Here is a 22392-nt window from a genome sequence, read left to right on the forward strand (position 1 = left end):
GCAAAAAGGAAAGGCGGCCATGCGAGGACAGGAAGCGCGCGATCAGGCTGAGCGCAAGGCCGTCATGGCGACGCTGGCGCAATCGACCGGCGACGATATCGTGCGCCTCTGGAACGAAGCCGGCCTGCCTTCGGAAGCGGAACTCCTACGCGGGCCAGAAACCGGCCTGGTCACCGTGCGTGGCCGCATCGGCGGCGGCGGCGCGCCCTTCAATGTCGGCGAGGCGACGGTCACCCGCGCCACCGTCCGGCTTGCATCTGGGCAGGTCGGCCACTGCTACGCCCTCGGCCGCGACAAGCAAAAGGCGAAGCTGGCGGCGATCGCCGACGCGCTCTGGCAGGACCCCAACCATCGTAACGAGGTCGAGACCAAACTCATCGCGCCCCTTCAGACGGCACAAGCCAGCGCACGTGAACGGCGGCGCGCCGAGACGGCGGCAACGAAGGTCGATTTCTTCACCATGGTACGCGGAGAAGACTGATGGATATCGCAACGCAAGCGATCGAGGGCGGCTTTGCCGATCCGGTGTTCGACGCGCAGACGGTGTTCCGCGCCGTGATGGACGCGATGGCGCGGCCAGGCGCCCTGCAGCCCCTGCCGGTCTTCGCCCGCCCGCCGGCGCCGCTGTCGGCAACCGTAGGCGCCATCGCGCTGGCGCTGTGCGACAACGACACGCCGCTCTGGCTCGACCCCGTTTTGCAGGCTCCAGCAGCGGTGAAATCCTGGCTTGGCTTCCACACCGGCGCGCCACTCGCCAATACGCCGGCCGACGCGCATTTCGCGCTGATCGCAGCACCTGCCGAAATGATGGCGCTCGACGGCTTTTCACAAGGCACCCAGGACTATCCCGACCGCTCCACGACGCTGATCCTGCAAATCGGCGATCTTGTTTCAGGTGCCCCTCTGCTGCTCGAAGGTCCCGGCATCGAAACGAGTGCAACCATAGCGCCGGCGCAGATGCCGCGCCATTTCGTCGAACAGTGGAAGCAGAACAACCAGCGCTTTCCGCGTGGCGTCGACATCGTCCTCGCCACCCCCGACGGCGTTACTTGCCTGCCGCGCACGACGTGCATCAAGACGATGGAGGCGTGATATGTATGTCGCAGTTAAAGGCGGCGAAGCGGCCATTGCCAACGCCCATGCCCTGCTCGCCGACCGCCGGCGCGGCGACCGCTCGGTGCCGGCGCTTCGCCTCGACCAGATCGTCGAGCAACTGGCGCTCGGCGTCGACCGGGTGATGAGCGAAGGTTCGCTCTACGACCGTGAATTGGCGGCGCTCGCCATCGTCCAGGCACGCGGCGATATGATCGAGGCGATCTTCCTGATCCGCGCCTATCGCACGACGCTGCCACGCTTCGGCTACACCAGGGCGATCGACACCGGCGCGATGCTGGTCGAGCGGCGCGTGTCGGCAACCTACAAGGATCTGCCCGGCGGCCAGTTGCTCGGCCCCACTTTCGACTACACCCACCGGCTGCTCGATCCCGAGCTTGCCGCGGGCGGCGATGTCGCCGAGCCGCTGCAGCGTGCAAGCGAGGCGGAGGCCATGCCGCGCGTCTCGGCGATCCTTGCCCGCGAAGGCCTGATCGAGCCGGACGGCGACATGCCCGGGGACCATGTTCCCGGCGACATCACCCGCGAGCCGCTGGAATTCCCGATGGCGCGCGATATCCGCCTGCAGGCGCTGTCGCGCGGCGACGAGGGCTTTTTGCTGGCGCTCGGCTACTCCACCCAGCGCGGCTACGCCCGCAACCATCCCTTCGTCGGCGAGGTCCGCATCGGCGAGGTCGAGCTGGAACTGGACGTGCCGGAACTGCCGTTTGCCGTGCCGCTCGGCAGCGTGCGCGTCACCGAGTGCCAGATGGTCAACCAGTTCAAGGGCTCGGCCAAGGCGCCGCCGCAATTCACCCGCGGCTACGGCCTCGTCTTCGGCCAGAGCGAGCGCAAGGCGATGGCCATGGCGCTGTGCGACCGGGCGCTGCGCGCCTCGGAATTCGGTGAGGATGTCGTCGCCGCCGCGCAGGACGAGGAGTTCGTCATCTCGCATTCCGACAATGTCCAGGCGACCGGCTTCGTCGAGCATTTGAAGCTGCCGCATTATGTAGACTTCCAGGCCGAGCTCGACCTGGTGCGCCGCATGCGCGCCGAGCACGACGCCCGCGAAAACGCCGGCAAGGCCGAGGAGAAAAGGGAGGCAGCCGAATGATTTCAGCCGTCTCCATCACCTTGACCGTTGGAATGGCTGCTATGCCCATCATAGCCGGTGCTGCTGCCATCCTGTCCGTTGGAAAAGAAGTCATTCCCCGAACCGTCTCTTGGTCCGGACAACCTCTTAGGGCGAAGGAAAAAGATGACAGTGCCGACGAATACAAGCGTCAGGATGCCAACGTGCAACCATCCGGCAGGGGTCATTTGAGTTTGGCCCGGTTCCCGCATCTTGGAAACCGGTCCAATAGCACAGCACGGATGTGATCACCATGACCGACATCGCCACCTACAACTTCGCCTATCTCGACGAGCAGACCAAGCGGATGATCCGCCGGGCTATCCTCAAGGGCATCGCCATTCCCGGCTATCAGGTGCCGTTCGCCTCGCGCGAAATGCCGATGCCCTATGGCTGGGGGACCGGCGGCGTCCAGGTGACCGCTTCGATCATCGGCCCGGACGACGTGCTGAAGGTCATCGACCAGGGCGCCGACGACACCACCAATGCCGTTTCGATCCGCGCTTTTTTCAAGAAGGTCGCCAATGTAGCCGTAACCACAGAGACGGCGAAGGCGACCATCATCCAGACCCGCCATCGCATCCCCGAGCATCCGCTGACATCGGGCCAGGTGCTGGTCTATCAGGTGCCGATCCCCGAGCCGCTGCGCTTCCTCGAGCCGCGCGAGACCGAGACGCGCAAGATGCACGCGCTGGAGGAATACGGCCTCATGCATGTGAAGCTTTACGAGGACATTGCCAAGTACGGCCGCATCGCCACCACCTACGCCTACCCGGTAAAGGTCGAGGGCCGCTATGTGATGGACCCTTCGCCGACGCCGAAATTCGACAATCCGAAGATGCACAATTCGCCGGCTTTGCAACTGTTCGGCGCCGGCCGCGAGAAGCGTATCTACGCGGTGCCGCCCTTCACCGAGGTGGTCAGCCTCGACTTCGAGGACCATCCGTTCGAGGTGCAGACCTTCGACCAGCCCTGCGCCCTGTGCGCGGCCGAGAACGTCTATCTCGACGAGGTCATCCTCGACGATCATGGCGGCCACATGTTCGTCTGCTCCGACACCGATCATTGCGAGAAGCGGCGCCAAGAAGGCCATCGCGGTCATCTCGCACCTGAGACGATGGAGCCAGCGCAATGACCGACGAACCACTGCTGCGCGTCAGCGCGCTCTCCAAGTTCTACGGCTCGCGCGTTGGCTGCGAGAACGTCACCTTCGACCTGTGGCCCGGTGAGGTTCTGGCGGTGGTCGGTGAGTCCGGTTCCGGCAAGACGACGCTGCTCAACTGCCTGTCGACCCGGCTGCTGCCGAGCTCCGGCAGCGCCAGCTATCGCATGCGCGACGGCCAGCTCCGCGAGCTCTACCGCATGAGCGAGGCCGAGCGCCGCTTCCTGATGCGCACCGACTGGGGCTTTGTCCACCAGAACCCTGCCGACGGCCTGCGCATGACGGTGTCGGCCGGTGCCAATGTCGGCGAACGGCTGATGGCGGTCGGCGACCGCCACTATGGGAAAATCCGGGCCACGGCGGTCGATTGGCTGTCGCGTGTCGAGATCGACGAGGATCGCATCGACGACGAACCGCGCGCCTTTTCCGGCGGCATGCGCCAGCGCCTGCAGATCGCCCGCAACCTCGTTACCGGGCCGCGGCTGGTCTTCATGGACGAGCCGACCGGCGGCCTCGATGTCTCGGTGCAGGCGCGCCTGCTCGATTTGCTGCGCGGGCTGGTCACCGATCTCGGCCTTGCGGCGATCGTCGTCACCCACGACTTGGCGGTGGCGCGTCTGCTGTCGCAGCGCATGATGGTGATGAAGGACGGCCACGTCGTCGAAAGCGGCCTCACCGATCGCGTGCTCGACGATCCGCGCGCGCCTTACACCCAGCTTCTTGTTTCCTCGATATTGCAGGTGTGACCATGGCAACCCCTCTCGTGGTCTCCGACGTCGCCAAGAGCTTCACCATGCATCTGCGCGACGGCATTAAATTGCCTGTTGTCGCCGGCGTGTCGTTCTCGCTAAGGGCCGGCGAATGCACCGTGCTCGGCGGCCCGTCCGGCGCCGGCAAGAGCTCGATCCTGAAGATGCTCTACGGCAATTATGCCGTCGATGAAGGCCAGATCATCGTCCAGCATGAGGACGGGCTCATCGACCTCGCGACGGCCAGCCCACGCAAAGTGCTTGCCGTGCGCCGGCTCACGATCGGCTATGTCAGCCAGTTCCTGCGCACCGTGCCGCGTGTCTCCGCCCTTGATGTCGTCGCCGAACCGCTGGTCGAACGCGGCGAGGACCGTGAGGTTGCGCGCGGCAAGGCACGCGCCTTGCTGGCTCAGCTCAACCTGCCGGAAAAGCTCTGGGCGCTGCCGCCGGCGACGTTTTCCGGCGGCGAGCAGCAGCGCGTAAACATCGCGCGCGGCTTCATCACCGAGCATCCGATCCTGCTGCTCGACGAGCCGACCGCTTCGCTCGATGCCAGGAACCGCGACGTGGTGATTGCGCTGATCGCGGCCAAGAAGGCGGCGGGCGTCGCCCTGCTCGGCATCTTCCACGACCACGACGTGCGCGAGGCGGTGGCCGACCGCACCATCGACGTGACCGCCTTCGCCGCCGGGAAAATCGCCGCATGACCAGAAACCTGTCGGAGGCGCCGCTGGTCCACGAGACGGCGGAAGTCGAGGGCTCGACGCTTGGCCGCTGGACCGAGATCGCCGACCGCTGCCGGGTTTCGGAAAGCACGTTGGGCGACTACTCCTACATGATGCAGGACTGCGGTGTTTGGTGCGCGACGATCGGCAAGTTCGCCAACATCGCCGCCAATGTGCGCATCAATGCCACCAACCACCCGACCTGGCGGCCGACACTGCACCATTTCACCTATCGCGCTTCGGACTATTGGGACGACGCCGAGCACGAGAGCGAATTCTTCGCCCAGCGCCGCGCCAGGCGCGTCACCATCGGCCACGACACCTGGCTTGGCCACGGCTCGACCATCCTGCCCGGCGTCACCGTCGGCGATGGCGCGGCGGTCGGCGCCGGCGCGGTGGTGTCGAAGGACGTCGCGCCCTACACCATCGTCGGCGGCGTGCCGGCCAAGCCGATCCGCGAACGCTTCGACCGCCGCACGGCCGAGCGCTACCAGGCACTCGCCTGGTGGGATTGGGACCATGCCCGCCTGCGCGCCGCGCTCGATGATTTTCGCGCGCTTTCGGCGGAAGCGTTTCTGGAAAAATACGGCGGCTGAAGACGGTGAATGGTGAATGGTCAATAGTGAATGGCTAACGATAGTGTTCGAGGCTCAGTGAAGCCTTTCTTGTCACCATTCACCATTCACCATTCACCATTCACCATTCACTATTCACCATTCACTATTCACCACCCTGGCCTGTGGGCGGTAACAAAACTGACATCAATCCGACACCGCAGGTTCACGTGGCTGCGCTAGCGAAGGTTAACAGACCTTCAAGCGCGACTGGACTGGAATTTGCCTATGTCAGCCCCCCTGCCGGCAACCTCAGCCACGCTTGATATCCGCGGCATTACCCGCCGGTTTGGCAAGAATGCCGCCGTCAGCAATGTCGATATCTCGATCCCGCACGGTCAGATGGTCGGCATCATCGGTCGGTCCGGCGCCGGCAAGTCGACGCTTTTGCGCATGATCAACCGTCTCATCGATCCGAGCCAGGGGTCGATTTTTTTTGACGGGGCTGAAGTCTCGCGGTTGCGCGGCTCGCCGCTCCGGCGCTGGCAGCGCGACTGCGCCATGATCTTTCAGCAGTTCAACCTGGTGCCGCGCCTCGACGTCCTGACCAACGTGCTGCTCGGCCGGCTCAATCACCGCTCGACCCTTGTCAATCTGCTCGGCGTCTTCTCCCGTGAGGAGCGGGCCGAGGCGATCGCGGCGCTCGAGCGTCTCGACATCGCCCGCACGGCGCTGCAGCCGGCCGGCACCTTGTCGGGCGGCCAGCAGCAGCGCGTCGCGATTGCCCGCGCCATGATGCAGAAACCGAAAGTCATCCTTGCCGACGAGCCGATCGCTTCGCTCGACCCGCTCAACGCCAAGGTGGTGATGGATTCCCTGCAGGACATCAATCTGCGCGAGGGCCTCACCGTCGTCACCAATCTGCACACGCTGGATACCGCGCGCACCTATTGCAACCGCATCATCGGCATGGCCGCCGGCAAGGTCGTGTTCGACGGCCCGCCCGAAGACCTCAACCGCGAGGCCGTGCGCATGGTCTACGGTGCCGACAGCAATGGCGGCGAAATCTCCGAGGCCATCACCTCGACCAGCGTCACCATCAAGCAAAAAATCACTGCATCCGCCGGACCGCTCGAGCCCGCATTTCCTGGCTACTAGTCCATGATCCCGACAAGTGGATACCGGTATACGGTGGAGATCATGGACAGACAAAAAGAGCGCCTGGATCGCCAGCCCGCGTCAAGGACGCTGTCAAAATTCGAACGCTGCCGGCGCGATGCCGGAACCAACAGGAGAGACGCGAATGTTTAGAAAGATACTTTTCGGTGCCGTTTCCATCATAGCCATGGCGATCGGCGCGGTCCAGGCACAGGACCTGAAGGAGTTCCGCGTCGGCATTTTGGGCGGCGAGAACGAAGCCGACCGTCTGCGCAACTACCAGTGCTTCGCCGACCACATCAAGGACGTCCTCGGCGTCGAGAAAGTTTCGCTGTTCCCGGCCGCCGATTACGACGGCGTCATCCAGGGCCTGCTCGGCGGCACGCTTGACTATGCCGAACTTGGCGCTTCCGCCTACGCCAAGGTTTATCTCGAGAACAAGGACGCGGTTGAGCCGATCCTGACGACGGTCCAGACCGACGGTTCCACCGGCTACCATTCGGTCATGGTCGCCCGTGCTGATTCCGGCATCAAGACGCTCGCCGACATGAAGGGCAAGAAACTCGGTTTCGCCGATCCCGATTCGACGTCTGGTTACCTGATCCCGGTCACGTCGCTGCCCAAGGACATCGGCATGGATGTGAAGGACTACTTCGCGTCGACCGGCTTCGGCGGCGGCCATGAGCAGCTTGTCCTTGAAGTCCTGAAGGGCACGTTCGATGCCGGCGCCACCTGGGCCTCCGGCGTCGGCGATTTCAAGGACGGCTACAGCTCGGGCAATCTGCGCAAGATGGTCGACAAGGGCGTCCTCAAAATGGACGACCTCGTCGAACTGTGGCAGTCGCCGCTGATCCCAAACGGTCCGCTGGTCTTGCGTGCGTCGATCGACGCCGACGCCAAGCAGAAGATCACCGATTTCCTGACCAAGCTTCCGGAAACCGATCCGGCGTGTTTCTCGGCGATACAAGGCGGCGACTTCAAAGCCTATTCGCCAGTCACCCCGGAGTTTTATCAGGCGATCATCGACGCCCGTAAAGCGAAGATCGGCTCGTAAGTAGACTGCCACAACGCCGCCGGGGCCATGTGCCGCCGGCGGCGTTGCCGCATCATGGGCCGGGGATCTATCGATGAGTGCGACCGACGTTTACCGCGCGCCTGCGTTTTCACCGGAGGGGGCCACGGTCGAGCGGCACTGGCGCGACCTCGCCGCCCGCCGGCGCCTTTACACGATCGGAGGCCTGGTTTTCCTGCTTCTTGCGCTTTCCGGCTCGCTCTGGTTCGCAAATGAAACCAACGCCGGAAAGTTCTTCGACCGTCTACCCTACATCGCCGACTTTTTCACCGAGTTGAAGCCACGCGATTGGTTCGACCCGGTGCGCGCGCTGTTCGACCTGCCGTCGCCCTACGACGATGGCAGCCTCAAGTTCGACTACCCTGAAGGCCGGGTCTACCTGACCCAAAGCATCTACATTCCGGAGTATTTCCACCGGATGATCGAGACGCTGAACATCGCCCTGTTTTCGACGCTCGTGGGCTCCACATTCGGTTTCCTGCTCTGCTTCTTGGCGGCAGGCAACATCACGGCCAACCGCTGGCTCCGTTTCGCCACGCGCCGCTTCCTTGAAATCGTCCGCGCCTTTCCCGAAATTGTCATTGCCGGCTTCTTTCTGGCGATCTTCTCGCTTGGACCCATTCCGGCGATCCTCGCGGTCAGCATCCACACCGTCGGCGCGCTCGGAAAAATGTTCTTCGAAGTGGTCGAGAATGCCGACATGAAGCCTGAAGAGGGTTTGCGCGCCGTCGGCGCCAACTGGGTCGAGCGGGTGTGGTTCGGCATCGTGCCCCAGGTTTTGCCCAACTTCATCAGCTATTTCCTGCTTCGCTTCGAGATCAATGTGCGCGCTTCGACCATTCTCGGTGCCGTCGGCGCCGGCGGCATCGGCGAAACCCTGCGCCTTTCGATCGGCCGGGGCCATGAGGCCAAGACCATTGCCATCGTCTTCCTGCTGTTCTGCACGATTGTCGCCGTCGACCAGTTTTCGGCGTGGCTGAGACACCGTCTGGTCGGCAGACAGGCGTTCGCATACGGGCGCGGAGAATAACGCAATGAACGCCGACGCTATCGACGATATCGCCACCCGCCATCCGGACGCGTTCCGACGCTCCCTGTGGAAGCGCTACGCCACCCCGCTCGGTGTTCTTCTGTGCATTCTCTACACCTTTTACTGCGCCTGGTTTTTCTCGGTCGGCGCCGTTCTCGAAAAGGCGAACTGGAACCTTGCCGGCGCTTATCTCGCCGACTGGGTGTCCTACGAAATCCGGCCCGACATCGAGTTCAAGGACAATTATCTGACGATTGACTACTCCCGCTTCTCCAAACTGGGATCCAATCCAGATCCCGACTGGGTGACCAAGCAGATGGCCGTGATCGAGCGGCGGGTCGACGCAGCACCAGCACCGGCGATCGCGACCAACAAGTCGTCGCAGGACTCGTTCATGGCGCCTGGCGCGCCAACCGCCGAGAACCCGGCCGCCGCGCCAGGGCAATCGGTTCCGGCCGCGCCTGAAACGGTGCGTGAAAAGGCCGTCGTGGCGGCGGACGTCGTCTTTGGCAATGGCCGGATCGCCATCACGCCAAACCTTGTCACCGTGACACGCGGCAGCGAAAGCGTCATCTTCGACATAGCCAAGGACAGTTCTGTCACGCCGCGCACACCGCTGCCAAACTGGATCGAGCAACGCAGGCCGGGCTCGACCGCCTATGTCTCGTTCGGATTTCTCGGTCGCGCCGAGGTGCAAGATGACGAAGTGGTCGCCTGGAGACGTTTCTTCGGCTGGGCCAATTTCGTGTTCGACACGAATTCGCCATTCTGGGGAAAGTCGTTCGGCGAGGTCGCCTCGCTGATCGTTTCCGGGGCACGCCTCGACCCGTCGCGGTCGAACGCGGCGCTCGCCTGGGGCAACATCCTCAACAACGCCGAGTGGCAGCACGGCGACGTCTGGCTGAAACTCCTGCAAACCATCGTCATGGCCTTTGTCGGCACGGTGCTGGCCTCGATCGTCGCCTTTCCGCTCGCCTTCCTGGCTGCGCGCAACGTCACGCCGAGCCGGATAGCCAACCAGGTAACAAAGCGCTTCTTCGATTTCCAGCGGTCTGTCGACATGCTGATCTGGGCGCTGTTCTTCACGCGCGGCTTCGGCCCGGGGCCGCTGGCCGGCATGTCGGCGATCTTCTTCACCGACACCGGGACCCTGGGCAAACTCTATTCCGAGGCGCTGGAAAACATCGACGACAAGCAGCGCGAGGGCATCCGCTCGGTTGGCGCCACGCCGGCAATGGTGCAGCGATACGGCGTGCTGCCCCAGGTTCTACCGGTATTCCTTAGCCAATCCCTGTATTTCTGGGAATCGAACACACGGTCGGCGACGATCATAGGCGCGGTCGGCGCCGGCGGCATCGGCCTGAAATTGTGGGAGGCCATGCGCACCAACACCAACTGGGCCAATGTTTTCTACATGGTCCTGCTGATCCTGCTTGTGGTTTTTATCTTCGACAACATCTCCAGCTATCTGCGCCGCAAACTGATGGGGACCATTGCAAACGGCAATGACGAGCGGCGCGCGCGCCTGCCGCCGGCGGCTCAGATCGCCTGACAGCGAGGGCTTGGTGCAAATGCTCTAGGCACCTGCCTTCTTCCAGCCGTTCTCGATGTGCTTGTAGCCGTCGCGATAGACGGCTTCCGGGCTTTCCGAAAAGTCGCGCCAGACCTTGGTGGCCGCCGCCAAATCCTTCAGCGAGCGGCCGAAGGCCTCGATCGTCAGCCAGTCGTCATAGCCGCTCTTACGGATAGCCGAAAACGTCTCTTGCCACGGGACGTGGCCGCGCCCAGGCACGCCGCGATCGTTTTCCGAAATATGGATGTGGACGACATTCCCCGCATTGCGCGTATAGGCGCCGATCGGGTCGGGCTCCTCGATGTTGGCATGGAAGGTGTCATACATCGCCTTGATGTGCGGCCGGTCGATCGCGTCGATATGCTCCGACAGATCGTCCATCGTGTTGAGCAGATAGCATTCGAAGCGGTTGAGCGCCTCCAGCCCGATGGTGACGCTTTTCTTGCCGGCATGGTCGCCGACGGCGCGTTGCGAGGCAACGGAGCGCTTTTTCTCCGCCGCTGTCGGCCCGCTGCCGGAGAAGGCGCCGAGCGTCGAATGCAGCGGGCCGCTCAGCGCGCTGGCGCCAAGCGCAGCTGAGCAGTCGATCGCCCATTTCATGTAGTCGATGCCGGTCTTGCGCGTCGCGGCATCCGGCGAGATCAGGTTCATCGCCGGATCGCCCATGGCCGAGACGGCGGTGCGTTCCAGCCCAATGCGGTCAAGCAGCGCGCCGAGCTTTTTGTAATCGTCCGGCGTGCCGGCAAAGATCGGTATCTCGACGCCATCGAAGCCGGTCGCCTTGATATCCCTGAGCAACGGCTCGTGTTTCTTCGACACGTCCGTTGTCCACAAGAGCATGCACATGCCGATTTTCATCGACGCCCCTCCCTCCTATTGGCCCTGCCGGGGTGTTGAGATTCAGGTCAGGCCGAGTCGAAAATGGTAGTTTCCGAGAACCGGAGCGGAGCGTACTTCTCGTACGTGAGTACCGGAAGCGCAGGAAACTGCCGTTTGCAGGCCGGCATCACCTGAAGATCAGCACCCCGATCAGAGCTTCGTCCACGCTCCGTTCTTCTTCGACGATTTCACGCAGGCTTCGATAAAAGCCATGCCTTCGACACCGTCCTGGATGGTTGGGAAGATGACATCCCTAGCCGGCTTGCCGCCTTTGCGGCGCGCCGCGCGGATGGCGCGGGCCGCCTCCTGGTAGATGTTGGCGAAGCCTTCGAGATAGCCTTCCGGGTGGCCTGAGGGAACGCGGCTGACGCGCCCCGCCACTGGCAGCGCACCGGCGCCATTTCGAGTGATCAACTGCTTCGGCTGGCCGAACGGCGTGTACCAGAGATAGTTCGGGTCGGCCTGCACCCATTCGAGCCCGCCCTTCGTGCCGTAGATACGCAGCTTCAGCCCGTTCTCGTGGCCGGGCGCCACCTGGCTCGCCCATAACATGCCCTTGGCTGGGTGCGACTTGCCAACCGGCTTGAAGCGCATCAGGACGTTGACATTGTCGTCGAGCAGCCGCCCCGGCACGAAGGCATCGAGATCGGCCGACAGCGAATCGAGCTCGAGCCCGCAGACGAAACGCGCCAGATTATAGGCATGCGTGCCGATGTCGCCCAAAGCACCGCCGGCACCGGCCTGCTTGGGGTCGGAGCGCCAGGACGCCTGTTTCTGGCCGGTGGCGGCGAGGTCTTCGGTCAGCCAGTCCTGCGGATATTCCGACTGCACGATGCGGATGTCGCCGAGCTGCCCCTTGGCCACCATCTCGCGCGCCTGCCGCACCATCGGATAGGCGGTGTAATTGTGCGTCAGCACGAACACCTTGCCGGTCTTTTCGACCAGCGCCGCCAGTCTCTTCGCTTCCGCCAGCGTCGTCGCCAGCGGCTTGTCGCAAATGACGTGGATGCCGGCCTCGAGAAAGGCCTTCGCCGCCGGTACGTGCACATTGTTGGGCGTGACGATGGCCACCGCCTCGATGCCGTCCGGCCGCTTGGCCTCGGCCTTGGCCATCTCGGCGAAGGAGCCGTAGCTGCGCGTGGGATCGAGCCCGAGTTCCGCGGCCGATGCCTTGGCACGCCCCGGATCCGACGACAGGGCACCTGCGACCAGCACGAACTCATTGTCCATGCGCGCCGCGATCCGGTGCACCGCGCCGATGAAGGCGCCTTGCCCGCCGCCGACCATGCCGTAGCGGATCGGGCCGCCTCCCGTTTCCGACTTCGATGCGCCGACCATGATTTTCTCCCTCGTTGTTGCTTACCTCCCCCTTGAGGGGAGGTCGATCCGCGCAGCGGATCGGGTGGGGTCGCCGGGCGCAGCGCTCGGCATGAACCGACCCCACCCGGCCCTTCGGGCCACCCTCCCCTCAAGGGGGAGGGAAAGCCGTTTCAAATTCCCATCATGGCGCGCAGCACCTTCTTGTCTGTCGCGCCGCCGGCGAAATCGTCGAATGCCTTTTCCGTCACCCTGATAATGTGGTGCTGGATGAACGGAGCGCCTTCGGCCGCCCCGTCCTCCGGATGCTTCAGGCAGCACTCCCATTCCAGCACCGCCCATGAATCGTAGTCATACTGGGCAAGCTTGGAGAAGATGCCGCCGAAATCCACCTGTCCATCGCCGAGCGAGCGGAAACGCCCGGCCCGGTTGGTCCAGCTCTGGTAGCCGGAATAGACGCCTTGCCGGCCGGTCGGGTTGAACTCGGCATCCTTGACGTGGAACGCCTTGATCCGCTCGTGATAGATGTCGATGAATTCAAGGTAATCGAGCTGCTGCAGCAGGAAATGCGACGGATCGTAATTGATGTTGCAGCGCTTGTGGCCGCCAACCGCATCGAGGAACATCTCGAAGGTCGCGCCGTCGAACACATCCTCGCCCGGATGGATCTCGTAACCAAGATCGACGCCATTGTCCTCATAGACATCGAGGATCGGCTTCCAGCGTTTTCCCAGTTCGGAAAACGCTTCCTCGATCAATCCCGCCGGCCGCTGCGGCCACGGATAAAGGTAGGGAAAGGCCAACGCTCCGCAGAAGGATACCGACGCCTTCAAGCCCAGATTCTTCGAAGCCTTGGCGCCGAACTGCATCTGCTCGACCGCCCATTTCTGCCTGGCTTTCGGGTTGTTGTGCACCGCAGGCGGCGCGAAGCCGTCGAACTGCGCGTCATAGGCCGGATGCACCGCCACCAACTGCCCCTGCAGGTGCGTCGACAGCTCGGTGATCTCGACGCTGGCGTCCGTGCAGATGCCCTTCACCTCGTCGCAATAGGCCTGGGAAGACGCCGCCCTCTCGAGGTCGAACAGCCGGCTGTCCCAGGTCGGGATCTGCACGCCCTTGTAGCCCAACCCGGCCGCCCATTTGGTGATCGATGGCAGCGAATTGAACGGTGCGGCATCGCCCGCGAACTGCGCCAGAAACAGTCCGGGACCCTTCATCGTCGATGGCATCGATATCCTCCCTAATCATCCACGACCAAGCATAGCGCCGATTGAAAGCAGGGCCAGCCTCTTTGGTCTTTTCGTACAGTGCATTGCGCACCGCTATTCTGGTATTACCAAATGTCAAAATCTGGTCAAGTCATCTGACTTGCCTTCCGAAGCCTGCAACTATGCCGGGTTATCCCGCATATTGCAATATAATCAATGCTGTAAACAGGAATCGGAGCAGCACTCCAGCGCTTCTTGCCGTCCAGATGAAATTGCTGTAGACCTCCTTACAGGCCCAATTGGTCGAACCAGTTTACAAAAATGCTGGAGCGCCTTGGGGAGGACTCATGCGACACACTCTGCTGGCGTGTGTCATAGGCGAATTCTGGGAAGGACAGACCATGCATCTTTCAACGCACAACTGGATGCGGGCGGAACCATTGGAGACGACGCTCAGGCGCATCAAGAAATTCGGCTATGAATCGATCGAGATTTCCGGTGAACCCGAGCAGTACAAGACCAATGAGACGCGTGCGCTCTTGAAGGAGCACGGCATTCGCTGCTGGGGGGCGGTGACGCTGATGCTGGGCGAGCGCAACCTGGCCGCCAAGGATCAGGGCCAGCGCGAGCGCTCCGTGCAGTATGTCAAGGACGTGCTGACGATGGTGAGCGAGCTCGACGGCGAGATCATCACGCTCGTTCCCGCCACCGTCGGCAAGGTGGTGCCGGACGGCACCGAGGCGGAAGAATGGAAATGGGTGGTCGACGCCACCAGGGAATGCTTCACCCATGCCAAGAAAGTGGGCGTCAAGATCGCGGTCGAGCCGCTCAACCGCTTCGAGACCTATTTGTTCAACCGTGGCGCCCAGGCGCTGGCGCTGGCCGACGCGGTCAGCCCCGAATGCGGCGTCTGCCTCGACGCCTACCACATCCACATGGAAGAGTTTAACGTCTACGACGCCATCCGGCAGGTCGGTAAGCGCCTGTTCGACTTCCATGTGGCCGACAACAACCGCTTCGCCGCCGGTCTCGGACAGATCGACTGGCCGAAGATCGTCGGCACGCTGAAGGAGGTCGGTTACGACGGCGCGCTGACCAACGAGTTCGTCGCCCCTGTCGATCGCACGCCGGCCGCTCCCTATCCCGACATGGTCGATCGCAATCCGGTCGACATCTCGCCGGAGCAGCTCAAATTCATCCAGGACCACGGTTCCAGCGTGCTCACGGAGAAATTCTACACCGATCAGATGCGCATCAACGCCGAAACGCTGCTGCCGCTGATCAAGTAGTCGACCTCTGGGAATGAGCTCTTCCGCCCTGACCGGCGGCAGGGCCGGGGATGAACATGCGCATCAAGACGGTCCAAGCCTGGTGGGTCCGCATACCGATCGAGGCCGCGAAGCAGCACCGCAGCGACTTCGGTCAGGTGACGACGTTCGACGCTGCCATCCTGCGCATAGAGACCAATGACGGGCTGGTCGGCTGGGGCGAAGGCAAGAATGCCGCCGGCAGCGCCGGCAGCTATGGCGCCCTCGTCCACATGCTGAACAACGAAGTCGGCCCACAGTTGGTCGGCTGCGATCCGGCCGACATCGGGGTGATCTGGGAGATGCTCTACAATGGCGTGCGCCATGACAGTGCCGCGCAAAACGGCCATGCCATGCCGCAACTGGCGCGGCGCGGCATCAGCGTCGCCGCGATCAGCGCCGTCGACATCGCGCTGTGGGATATTCTGGGCAAGTCGCTGGGGGTTCCGGTCTGGCGGCTGCTCGGTGGCCGCAAGCTCGACCGCATGCCGGCCTATGCTTCCGGCGGCTGGGCTTCCACCGAGGCGATCGGCGACCAGTTGAAATCCTATATCGCCAAGGGCGGCTTCAAGGCGCTGAAGATGCGCGTCGGCGCAATGGACGGCGCGCCGCACATTTCCGCCGCCCGCGTCCGCGCTGCAAGACAGGCGCTCGGCCCCGACGTCGAGCTGATGGCCGATGCGCATGGCACCTATACGGTGGCGGAAGCCAAACGCTTCATCCATCTCGCCGGCGATCTCGACCTGGCCTGGTTCGAGGAGCCGGTCATCGCCGACGACAAGCCCGGCATGGCCGAAGTGCGGGCGTCCGGCTCGATCCCGATCGCCACCGGCGAAAGCGAAGCGACGCGCTATGCCTTTCGCGACCTCGCCACGCTCAAGGCGGCCGATATCTTCCAGCCCGACCCAGCCTTCTGCGGCGGCATCAGCGAGGCGATGAAGATCGGCACCATCGCCAGCGCGTTCAATCTGCGCTTCGCGCCGCATCTGTGGGCCGGCGCGCCTTGCTTCTTTGCCGGGCTGCATGTCTGCGCTGCTTCGCCGGCTAGCTTTACCGTCGAATATTCGCTCGGCGCCAACCCGATGATCCACGATCTGATCGAGGAGACTGTCGAAGCAAGGGACGGTATGATAGCGATCCCCGAGAAGCCCGGGCTGGGATTCACCCTTTCGGAACGGTTTCTGGAGGCGCACGCGCAACGCGGCTGATCATGAAAGAAAAGAACCTTCTCGCGGAACTCGCCGCCTATCTATTCTCCCACTCCGACAAGGGGACGGGTCGAACGCCGTCGGAGCGTGAGCTGGCGGAGCACTTCGGCGTCAGCCGCGGCCAGATCCGTGAGGCGCTGGCCATCCTCGAAGCCATGCGCATCGTCGAGCGCCGGGCCAAATCCGGCATCTACATCGACACCAAGCAGGCCAGCGTCGAGGCGATGGCGCTTTTTGCCAGGGCCGGCCTGCCGCTCGATCCGATCCAGATCTACGAGACGGTCGAGTTGCGCAAGATTCACGAGATCAAGGCCGCCGAGCTTGCCTGCTCGCGCGCCACGGAGGAAAATTTCGAGCGGCTGCGCGAAATCCTGAAGGCTTCGGAAGAGCGCATTGCGGCGGGCGAGGGCCTCGCCAAGGAGGACCGCGAATTTCACCTCGAGATCGTGCGGGCAACCAAGAACAGCGTTTTTCACAACATATGCAGCGTCTACTACATGATGGGCGAGCAACGCCTGCCGATCTATTTCAACGATCCCGAGCGCAACGTGCGCTCGCATGCCGAGCACATCCAGATCTACGAGGCGCTGCTGCGCCGCGACGGCAACCTCGCCCAGGCGCTGATGAACGCCCATCTGCAAGGTGCGGAGAGCTACTGGAAAGGCCTGATCGAGGGCGGCGGGCCAGAACCTCACAACCCAGCGCTCGAACAGGCCTGATATGCCTAAAATCCTGTCGACGCACACGCTGCACCCGCGCGCCTCCGCCATGCTGACTGGTGCCGGCGACCTCGTTGTCGCCTCCGCCCTCGACGCGGACACGCTGGCCGCTGAGGCGCGGGACGCCGATATCATCATCGTTCGCGCCCCGCTGCCATCAGCGCTTTTCGAAGGCCAGACGAAGCTCAGGGCCGCAATCCGCCACGGCGCCGGGCTCGACATGGTGCCGATGGAAGCGGCCAACGCAGCCGGCGTGCTGGTGGCAAACGTGCCGGCGGTCAATGCACGGTCGGTCGCCGAATACGTGATGTTCGCGGCCCTGGCGCTGCTTCGGCGTTTCCGCATGGTGGACCGCGATTTGCGGGCGAAGGGCTGGCTGGCCGGCCGTGACCACACTATTCTCGGCAGCGAGCTCGCCGGCAAGACGCTCGGCATCGTCGGCTTTGGCGCCATCGGACAGGCCGTCGGCCATATCGCGGCGCATGGTTTCGACCTGAACGTGGTGGCGACCACGCGCAGCATGAGGCCGGCGCCGGACAGGGTCGGCTTCCTGTCGATCGACGCGCTGGTCGAGCAGAGCGACATCATCGTCCTGTGCTGCCCGCTGACGCCGGAGACGCGCGGACTGATCAGCCGCGAGCGCATCGCCCGGATGAAGCCGGATGCGATGCTGATCAATATTTCGCGCGGGCCGGTGATCGACGACGACGCCTTGATCGAAGCGCTGCAAAAGGGCCGTATCGGCGGTGCCGCGCTCGATGTCTTTGCAACGCAGCCGCTGCCTTCAGATCATCCCTATTTCGGCTTCGACAATGTCATCGTCACCCCGCACATGGCAGGGATCACCGAGCAATCGATGATGCGCATGGGCGTCGGCTCGGCTGATGAAACCTTGCTGGTGCTGGCCAACAAATTGCCGGTCAATCTGCGCAATCCCGAAGTGGTCGAGCACTACCGGCGGCGGTTTCCGGCCGACGTATAGCGCCACCGCCGTTTCGCCCCATTTCTCCACGACGCTGGCCCCATGCTCGTTCTTCGCCGCACGCCGCTGCTTGTTGCCATCTGTTCGATCGGCGCCCTGCCCTCGGTCGCTGCGGCCGAGAGCAGTTATGTCTATTGCGACAACGGCCTGCGCTGCGTGATGGCGCCCTGTCCGTCGAACAGCGCGCTCGATCTTGCCACCGGCAAGATCATCAAGGGCGTGTCGATCGACATCGATGGGTTGCCGCAGGAAGAGAAGGCGCTCGGTCTCTCGGACAAGCTCTACGCCGGCAAGGTCGTCGTTGCCGGCTCCATCGAGAACCAGACCCAGACCCTCAACGGCAAGCAATACACTCTGCCCTGGCTGGTCGCGGCCGGTATCGAACGCGCGTCCAGGGACAGCGAACGCGGCCACTGCTCATCGCACTGAACGTTCTCATCATCAACGGCCAAGCAGCGCCTCGACTTCCGCCGCGATGCGCAGGAGACGGTGGTCGTGGCCGTTGCGCGCCACCAGCATCAGCCCGGCAGGGCGGGCCATTCCCGGCATCGGCAAGGAGATCGCGCAGAGGTCGAACTGGTTGGCAACCTGCGTGTTGCGCAGCAGAAGGCCTTCCGTCCTGTCGCACAGACCCTCGTCGCTGGTCATCGACACGATGGTCGGCGCGGTGACCGGCGTGGTCGGCAGAGCCAGCATATCGACCGACGCCAGCCGCTCATCCATGGCCGCCAGAAGCGCCGTGCGGCGGCGAACTGCCCTTATATAGGCCGTGGCCGGAACGGCGGCAGCGCGCGACAACGACTCGCTCACCCGCGGATCGACCGGCGTCGTCGCGCCTGTCGCCAGCCAATCCGCATGGACCTCGGCGCCTTCCATTGCCGCGATCGAGGCCCGCTTGGTCACCGCGCGCAAATCGGTCAGGAGGTCATCGATGGACAGATCGGCGAAGCGGGCACCGGCAAGCTCTATCTTGCGAACACATCTGTCGAACGCCGCCGCGACCTCTTCTTCCGTATCCTCGAAGAGGACGCCGCGTGGCACGCCGATGCGCAGTCCGGCAAGCGGAAGCGGAATAAGCGCCGCAGGCTCCTCGCCCGCCATCACCGCGTCGGCCACGGCACATTCGGCGACCGTGCGGGCAAGCGGGCCAATGGAGTCCAGCGTGGCCGACAGCGGGAAAACGCCGTCACGCGGCACGCGCCGTGCCGTCGGCTTGAAGCCGACGACACCGTTCAGCGATGCCGGGATGCGCACCGAACCGCCGGTGTCGGAACCGATCGAGATCTCGCTCGTGCCTTCCGCAACGGAAACACCGGCGCCGGAGGATGAACCGCCCGCAATCCGGCTGGCGTCGGTGGCATTGCCGGGCGTGCCGTAATGCGGGTTGACGCCGATCGCGGTGAAGGCGAACTCGGTCATGTTGGTCTTGCCGAAGATGACGGCGCCCGCCTGCCGCAGCCGCCGCACGATGACGGCATCTCGCAGCGCCGGCGCCGCGGTGCTGAGCAACAGCGAACCGGCCGTGGTCGGCTCGCCGGCGACATCGAACAGATCCTTGATCGAGACGATCGCACCGTCGAGCGGCCCGAGCGTCACGCCGGCCTTGCGCCGTGCATCAGCGGCGTCCGCCGCCGCCCGCGCAGCTTCCGGATAGAGTTTTGTGAACACGCTTTGGTCGCCCGCTCGGACAGCGAGACGGGAAAGAACAGCTTCAAGGCGGTCGCGGGTGGATTGCATTTCGGTGTCGGACTCCGGACGGCTGCAACGTCTTACAGTTGGAAGCCATCACGTGGCCCGCGAACACATAACCCGGTATGGGCGGATTTGCACCCCTGCTGGACCGAGGGAGGAGACCCGATGCTCTACAAAGGCAGCTGCCACTGCGGCAAGGTCGCCTTCGAGGTCGAAGGCGACCTGACCGGCGCCGTGCGATGCAATTGCTCGATCTGCTCGCGCAAGGGCGCGCTGCTATGGGCCGTGCCGCATGGGGCGTTGCGAGTGCTTGCCTGGCGCGACGATCTTGGTAGCTACACTTTCGGCAATCATGTCATCGCCCACCGGTTCTGCCGAGCCTGCGGCATTCACCCCTTCGCCGAGGACGTCAGCGAAGGGAGCGAACGAAGCGCCTACGTCAATATCCATTGCATCGACGGATTGGACCTCGCCACGGTGCCGATTTTCGACTTCGACGGCCGCGCGGTTTGACGGGCCCTCAACTGTCGGTTGCCTTTGGGCCAAGCAGGAACGCCGCCAAGGCCGCCAGCAACGTCGCGATCCCGCAATAGGCGAAAGCACTGGCAACGCCGGCATTGTCGACCAGCAGGCCGCCGAAAACGGCGCCCAGCGCGATGGCCACCTGGAACGTGGCGACCATCAGCCCGCCGGCGCTTTCAGCCTGGTCGGGAGCGGCCCGCACCAGCCAGGTTTGCAGCCCGACCGGCACCGCGCCGAAGGCAAAGCCCCAGGCGGCCACGGCTATCGCCGCCACCACCGGCGAGGCGCCGACACTAAGCAGCAAGAGCGCCGCCACCGCAATCAGCAGAGGCGCCATGCCCACGGCGGTCTTGAGGCTGCGCTCGGCCATGAAGCCGCCGGCGAAATTGCCGAAGAAGCCACCGATGCCGTAGGCAAGCAGCACAAGCGAGATCGTTTCGATATCCAGTGCCGGCACCTTCTCGAGAAACGGTCGAACATAGGTGAAGCCGGCAAAGTGTCCCGAGGCAACCAGCAGGACCACCAGAAGCGCAACCCTGATCATCGGTCGCTTCAGCACCTCCAGCAAGGTACGAAAGCTTGCCACGCCGGCCGGCGGCAGCCTCGGAATGGTGGCGACCTGCACCAGCAGCGCCAGAGCGCCGACAACAGCCGCGATCATGAAGGCCGTTCGCCATCCCCAGATGTCGCCGACATAGGCTCCGACCGGGGCTGCGCACACGGTCGCTACCGAAACGCCGGTGAGGATGATCGACATGGCGCGTGGCATCAGCCGCATCGGAACAAGCCGCATCGCCATGGCCGCCGACATCGACCAGAAGCCGCCGAGGCTGATCCCGAGCATGATGCGGGCGATCAGAAGAACCGGAAGCGAAGAGGCAAACGCCGCCAGCAGATTTGACAGGATTAGCAACACCGTCAGCGCCCACATGACCAGCCTGCGGTCCAGTCGTCTGGTGACGATGGCCATGGTCGGGGCGGCTATCGCGCCGACAACGGCCGTCGCCGTCACCGCTTGCCCGGCAGTGCCCTCCGTGACACCGAGATCCTGCGCCAGCGGCGTCAGCAGGCTGGCGGGCAGGAATTCCGCGGTCACCAGTCCAAACACGCCAAGCGCTAGCGATACGACCGCCCCCCATGCCGGCTCGGATCGTTCTTCGGATTCGGAGGAGTCGAGAACAGCGGCGTCGATGACGCCTGTCGCGGGTTCGGTCATGATGTGTCTCCGGTCTGGTTGCAGCGCAACATTTGGCTGCAGTGCAACATAGGGAGTGACCATCTGGAGTTTCCATGCTAGAAACACCATCATGCTTGACCATTCGTCCAAAGTTCCGATCACCGGCGATCCGCTGACAGACATATTGCGCGGGTTGCGTCTTGATGGCGTCGAGTATGGCCGGTGCGAAATGAAGGAGCCCTGGGGCATCCAGTTCCCGGCTCAGCCGGCGGCGCGGTTTCATTTTATCGGCCGCAAAGGATGCTGGTTGCTGCAGCCGTCCGGCGAATGGGTGGAACTCAACGCAGGCGACGCGGTGCTGCTGCCGCGCGGCGCCGAACACGTCCTGGCAAGCGAGCCAGGCATCGAGGCTTCGCCGATCCAAGGCTACCAGGTCGCGGAGGTCTGCAAGGGCGTCTATTGCATGTCCAACGAAGGCTGCCGCCCGGGAACGCTGCTATTCTTCGGCAGCATGTATTTCAATCTCGACGGCTTGCACCCGCTGCTTGGCATGATGCCGGATGTGATGCGCACCCACGAACTGGAAGCGTATGAGCCGGGCATTCCGCATCTGCTGGAGAGCATGGCGCGCGAAGTGACTATGGAGCGCGTCGGCTCCGGCGGCATTCTGGCACGGCTTGCCGATGTGCTGGCCGCCATCGTCATCCGGTCATGGGTCGAGCGCGGCTGCGGCGACTCGTCCGGATGGATCGCTGCGGTGAGAGATCGTGAGATCGGACGCGTACTGGCTGCGATCCATCTCGAACCGAACCGCGACTGGACGGTGGAGACCCTGGCCAGGATGATGGGCGCCTCGCGATCGGGTTTTGCCGAACGCTTCGCGACGATCGTCGGCGAAACGCCGGCGAAATATGTCACCCAGGTGAGAATGCACCAGGCACGGCAATGGCTGGTCCGCGACCGGCTCAAGATTTCCGTCGTCGCCGCACGCCTGGGTTATGAATCCGACGCGTCCTTCAGTCGCGCGTTCAAGCGCGTCATCGGATCGGCTCCTAGCCATTTTCGCGCCGAAGAACAGGCTGAGGTCCGTCAAGCTGGCTAAGCCTGGCCAAGATACTCATTTCTCGGTGATTC

Annotated in this window: 24 protein-coding genes; 19 read left to right on the forward strand and 5 right to left on the reverse strand. The window is 63.7% G+C overall.

Going from position 1 to position 22392, the window contains the following annotated elements; all coding sequences use genetic code 11:
• Positions 1-19: 19 nt before the first annotated feature.
• From phnG to phnE (EJ066_RS03055), 12 genes are all read left to right on the forward strand, one after another.
• A complete protein-coding gene (gene phnG, locus EJ066_RS03000; RefSeq protein ID WP_126034775.1) occupies positions 20-481 on the forward strand; it encodes a phosphonate C-P lyase system protein PhnG in 462 nt (153 codons plus the stop codon).
• A complete protein-coding gene (gene phnH, locus EJ066_RS03005) occupies positions 481-1092 on the forward strand; it encodes a phosphonate C-P lyase system protein PhnH (protein ID WP_126034777.1) in 612 nt (203 codons plus the stop codon). Before phnG ends, phnH begins: the two co-directional genes overlap by 1 nt.
• 1 nt (position 1093) lies before the next feature.
• Positions 1094-2206 carry a carbon-phosphorus lyase complex subunit PhnI gene (locus EJ066_RS03010; RefSeq protein WP_126034779.1) on the forward strand — a complete coding sequence of 371 codons (1113 nt, stop codon included), beginning with the start codon at positions 1094-1096 and terminating at the stop codon, positions 2204-2206.
• Positions 2203-2472, forward strand: coding sequence for a hypothetical protein (locus EJ066_RS03015; RefSeq protein ID WP_126034781.1), 270 nt, complete (start codon positions 2203-2205; stop codon positions 2470-2472). The genes EJ066_RS03010 and EJ066_RS03015 overlap by 4 nt, the downstream gene beginning before the upstream one ends.
• A 5-nt stretch (positions 2473-2477) precedes the next feature.
• Positions 2478-3359 (forward strand): alpha-D-ribose 1-methylphosphonate 5-phosphate C-P-lyase PhnJ, encoded by an 882-nt coding sequence (locus EJ066_RS03020; RefSeq protein ID WP_126034784.1) that lies wholly within the window; start codon positions 2478-2480, stop codon positions 3357-3359.
• Entirely contained in the window at positions 3356-4132 is a 777-nt protein-coding gene (phnK, locus tag EJ066_RS03025) for a phosphonate C-P lyase system protein PhnK (protein WP_126034786.1), read from the forward strand. The genes EJ066_RS03020 and phnK overlap by 4 nt, the downstream gene beginning before the upstream one ends.
• Before the next feature lie 2 nt (positions 4133-4134).
• A complete protein-coding gene (gene phnL / locus EJ066_RS03030; RefSeq protein WP_126034788.1) occupies positions 4135-4842 on the forward strand; it encodes a phosphonate C-P lyase system protein PhnL in 708 nt (235 codons plus the stop codon).
• Positions 4839-5456 (forward strand): DapH/DapD/GlmU-related protein, encoded by a 618-nt coding sequence (locus EJ066_RS03035; RefSeq protein WP_126034791.1) that lies wholly within the window; start codon positions 4839-4841, stop codon positions 5454-5456. Before phnL ends, EJ066_RS03035 begins: the two co-directional genes overlap by 4 nt.
• Positions 5457-5702: 246 nt before the next feature.
• Positions 5703-6572 carry a phosphonate ABC transporter ATP-binding protein gene (gene phnC, locus EJ066_RS03040; protein ID WP_189644419.1) on the forward strand — a complete coding sequence of 290 codons (870 nt, stop codon included), beginning with the start codon at positions 5703-5705 and terminating at the stop codon, positions 6570-6572.
• A 145-nt stretch (positions 6573-6717) separates the two neighbouring features.
• Positions 6718-7626 (forward strand): phosphonate ABC transporter substrate-binding protein, encoded by a 909-nt coding sequence (gene phnD / locus EJ066_RS03045; protein ID WP_126034793.1) that lies wholly within the window; start codon positions 6718-6720, stop codon positions 7624-7626.
• Positions 7627-7699: 73 nt separating this feature from the next.
• A complete protein-coding gene (gene phnE / locus EJ066_RS03050; protein ID WP_126034795.1) occupies positions 7700-8674 on the forward strand; it encodes a phosphonate ABC transporter, permease protein PhnE in 975 nt (324 codons plus the stop codon).
• Between the two features lie 4 nt (positions 8675-8678).
• Complete coding sequence (phnE, locus tag EJ066_RS03055) at positions 8679-10226, forward strand: phosphonate ABC transporter, permease protein PhnE (RefSeq protein ID WP_126034797.1); 1548 nt, start codon at positions 8679-8681, stop codon at positions 10224-10226.
• A 24-nt stretch (positions 10227-10250) separates the two neighbouring features.
• Here the strand turns inward: phnE (EJ066_RS03055) and EJ066_RS03060 are convergent, their stop codons facing one another.
• The 3 genes from EJ066_RS03060 to EJ066_RS03070 all read right to left on the reverse strand — a co-directional run bounded on the left by EJ066_RS03060 (position 10251) and on the right by EJ066_RS03070 (position 13672).
• Positions 10251-11105 carry a sugar phosphate isomerase/epimerase gene (locus tag EJ066_RS03060; protein WP_126034799.1) on the reverse strand — a complete coding sequence of 285 codons (855 nt, stop codon included), beginning with the start codon at positions 11103-11105 and terminating at the stop codon, positions 10251-10253.
• 171 nt (positions 11106-11276) lie between these two features.
• Positions 11277-12464: a Gfo/Idh/MocA family oxidoreductase gene (locus EJ066_RS03065; protein WP_126034801.1), complete on the reverse strand. Its 1188-nt coding sequence runs from the start codon at positions 12462-12464 to the stop codon at positions 11277-11279.
• Between the two features lie 152 nt (positions 12465-12616).
• Positions 12617-13672, reverse strand: coding sequence for a sugar phosphate isomerase/epimerase (locus EJ066_RS03070; RefSeq protein WP_126034804.1), 1056 nt, complete (start codon positions 13670-13672; stop codon positions 12617-12619).
• 380 nt (positions 13673-14052) lie between these two features.
• On the opposite strand from EJ066_RS03070, the gene EJ066_RS03075 reads away from it, so the two are divergent.
• The 5 genes from EJ066_RS03075 to EJ066_RS03095 are packed head-to-tail and all read left to right on the forward strand — an operon-like array spanning position 14053 to position 18296.
• Positions 14053-14940, forward strand: a complete 888-nt coding sequence (locus EJ066_RS03075; protein WP_126043728.1) for a sugar phosphate isomerase/epimerase — start codon at positions 14053-14055, stop codon at positions 14938-14940.
• Between the two features lie 56 nt (positions 14941-14996).
• Positions 14997-16166, forward strand: a complete 1170-nt coding sequence (locus EJ066_RS03080; protein WP_126034807.1) for a mandelate racemase/muconate lactonizing enzyme family protein — start codon at positions 14997-14999, stop codon at positions 16164-16166.
• 2 nt (positions 16167-16168) lie between these two features.
• Positions 16169-16885 (forward strand): FadR/GntR family transcriptional regulator, encoded by a 717-nt coding sequence (locus tag EJ066_RS03085; RefSeq protein ID WP_126034809.1) that lies wholly within the window; start codon positions 16169-16171, stop codon positions 16883-16885.
• A 1-nt stretch (position 16886) separates the two neighbouring features.
• Positions 16887-17867: a hydroxyacid dehydrogenase gene (locus EJ066_RS03090; RefSeq protein ID WP_126034811.1), complete on the forward strand. Its 981-nt coding sequence runs from the start codon at positions 16887-16889 to the stop codon at positions 17865-17867.
• A gap of 42 nt (positions 17868-17909) precedes the next feature.
• Positions 17910-18296, forward strand: a complete 387-nt coding sequence (locus EJ066_RS03095) for a hypothetical protein (RefSeq protein WP_126034813.1) — start codon at positions 17910-17912, stop codon at positions 18294-18296.
• Between the two features lie 12 nt (positions 18297-18308).
• On the opposite strand, the gene EJ066_RS03100 is transcribed toward EJ066_RS03095, so the two are convergent.
• Positions 18309-19604 carry an amidase gene (locus EJ066_RS03100; protein ID WP_126034815.1) on the reverse strand — a complete coding sequence of 432 codons (1296 nt, stop codon included), beginning with the start codon at positions 19602-19604 and terminating at the stop codon, positions 18309-18311.
• Between the two features lie 120 nt (positions 19605-19724).
• Between EJ066_RS03100 and EJ066_RS03105 the strand changes: the two genes are divergently transcribed.
• On the forward strand, positions 19725-20072 hold the full coding sequence (locus EJ066_RS03105; protein ID WP_126034817.1) for a GFA family protein: 348 nt from the start codon (positions 19725-19727) through the stop codon (positions 20070-20072).
• A gap of 7 nt (positions 20073-20079) precedes the next feature.
• On the opposite strand, the gene EJ066_RS03110 is transcribed toward EJ066_RS03105, so the two are convergent.
• Complete coding sequence (locus tag EJ066_RS03110) at positions 20080-21297, reverse strand: MFS transporter (protein ID WP_126034819.1); 1218 nt, start codon at positions 21295-21297, stop codon at positions 20080-20082.
• Positions 21298-21388: 91 nt separating this feature from the next.
• On the opposite strand from EJ066_RS03110, the gene EJ066_RS03115 reads away from it, so the two are divergent.
• The gene (locus EJ066_RS03115; protein ID WP_126034821.1) at positions 21389-22360 is read left to right on the forward strand and encodes an AraC family transcriptional regulator; all 972 of its coding nucleotides are present in this window, start codon (positions 21389-21391) and stop codon (positions 22358-22360) included.
• Positions 22361-22392 lie beyond the last annotated feature (32 nt).

This window comes from Mesorhizobium sp. M9A.F.Ca.ET.002.03.1.2, assembly GCF_003952365.1.
GTDB lineage: Bacteria > Pseudomonadota > Alphaproteobacteria > Rhizobiales > Rhizobiaceae > Mesorhizobium.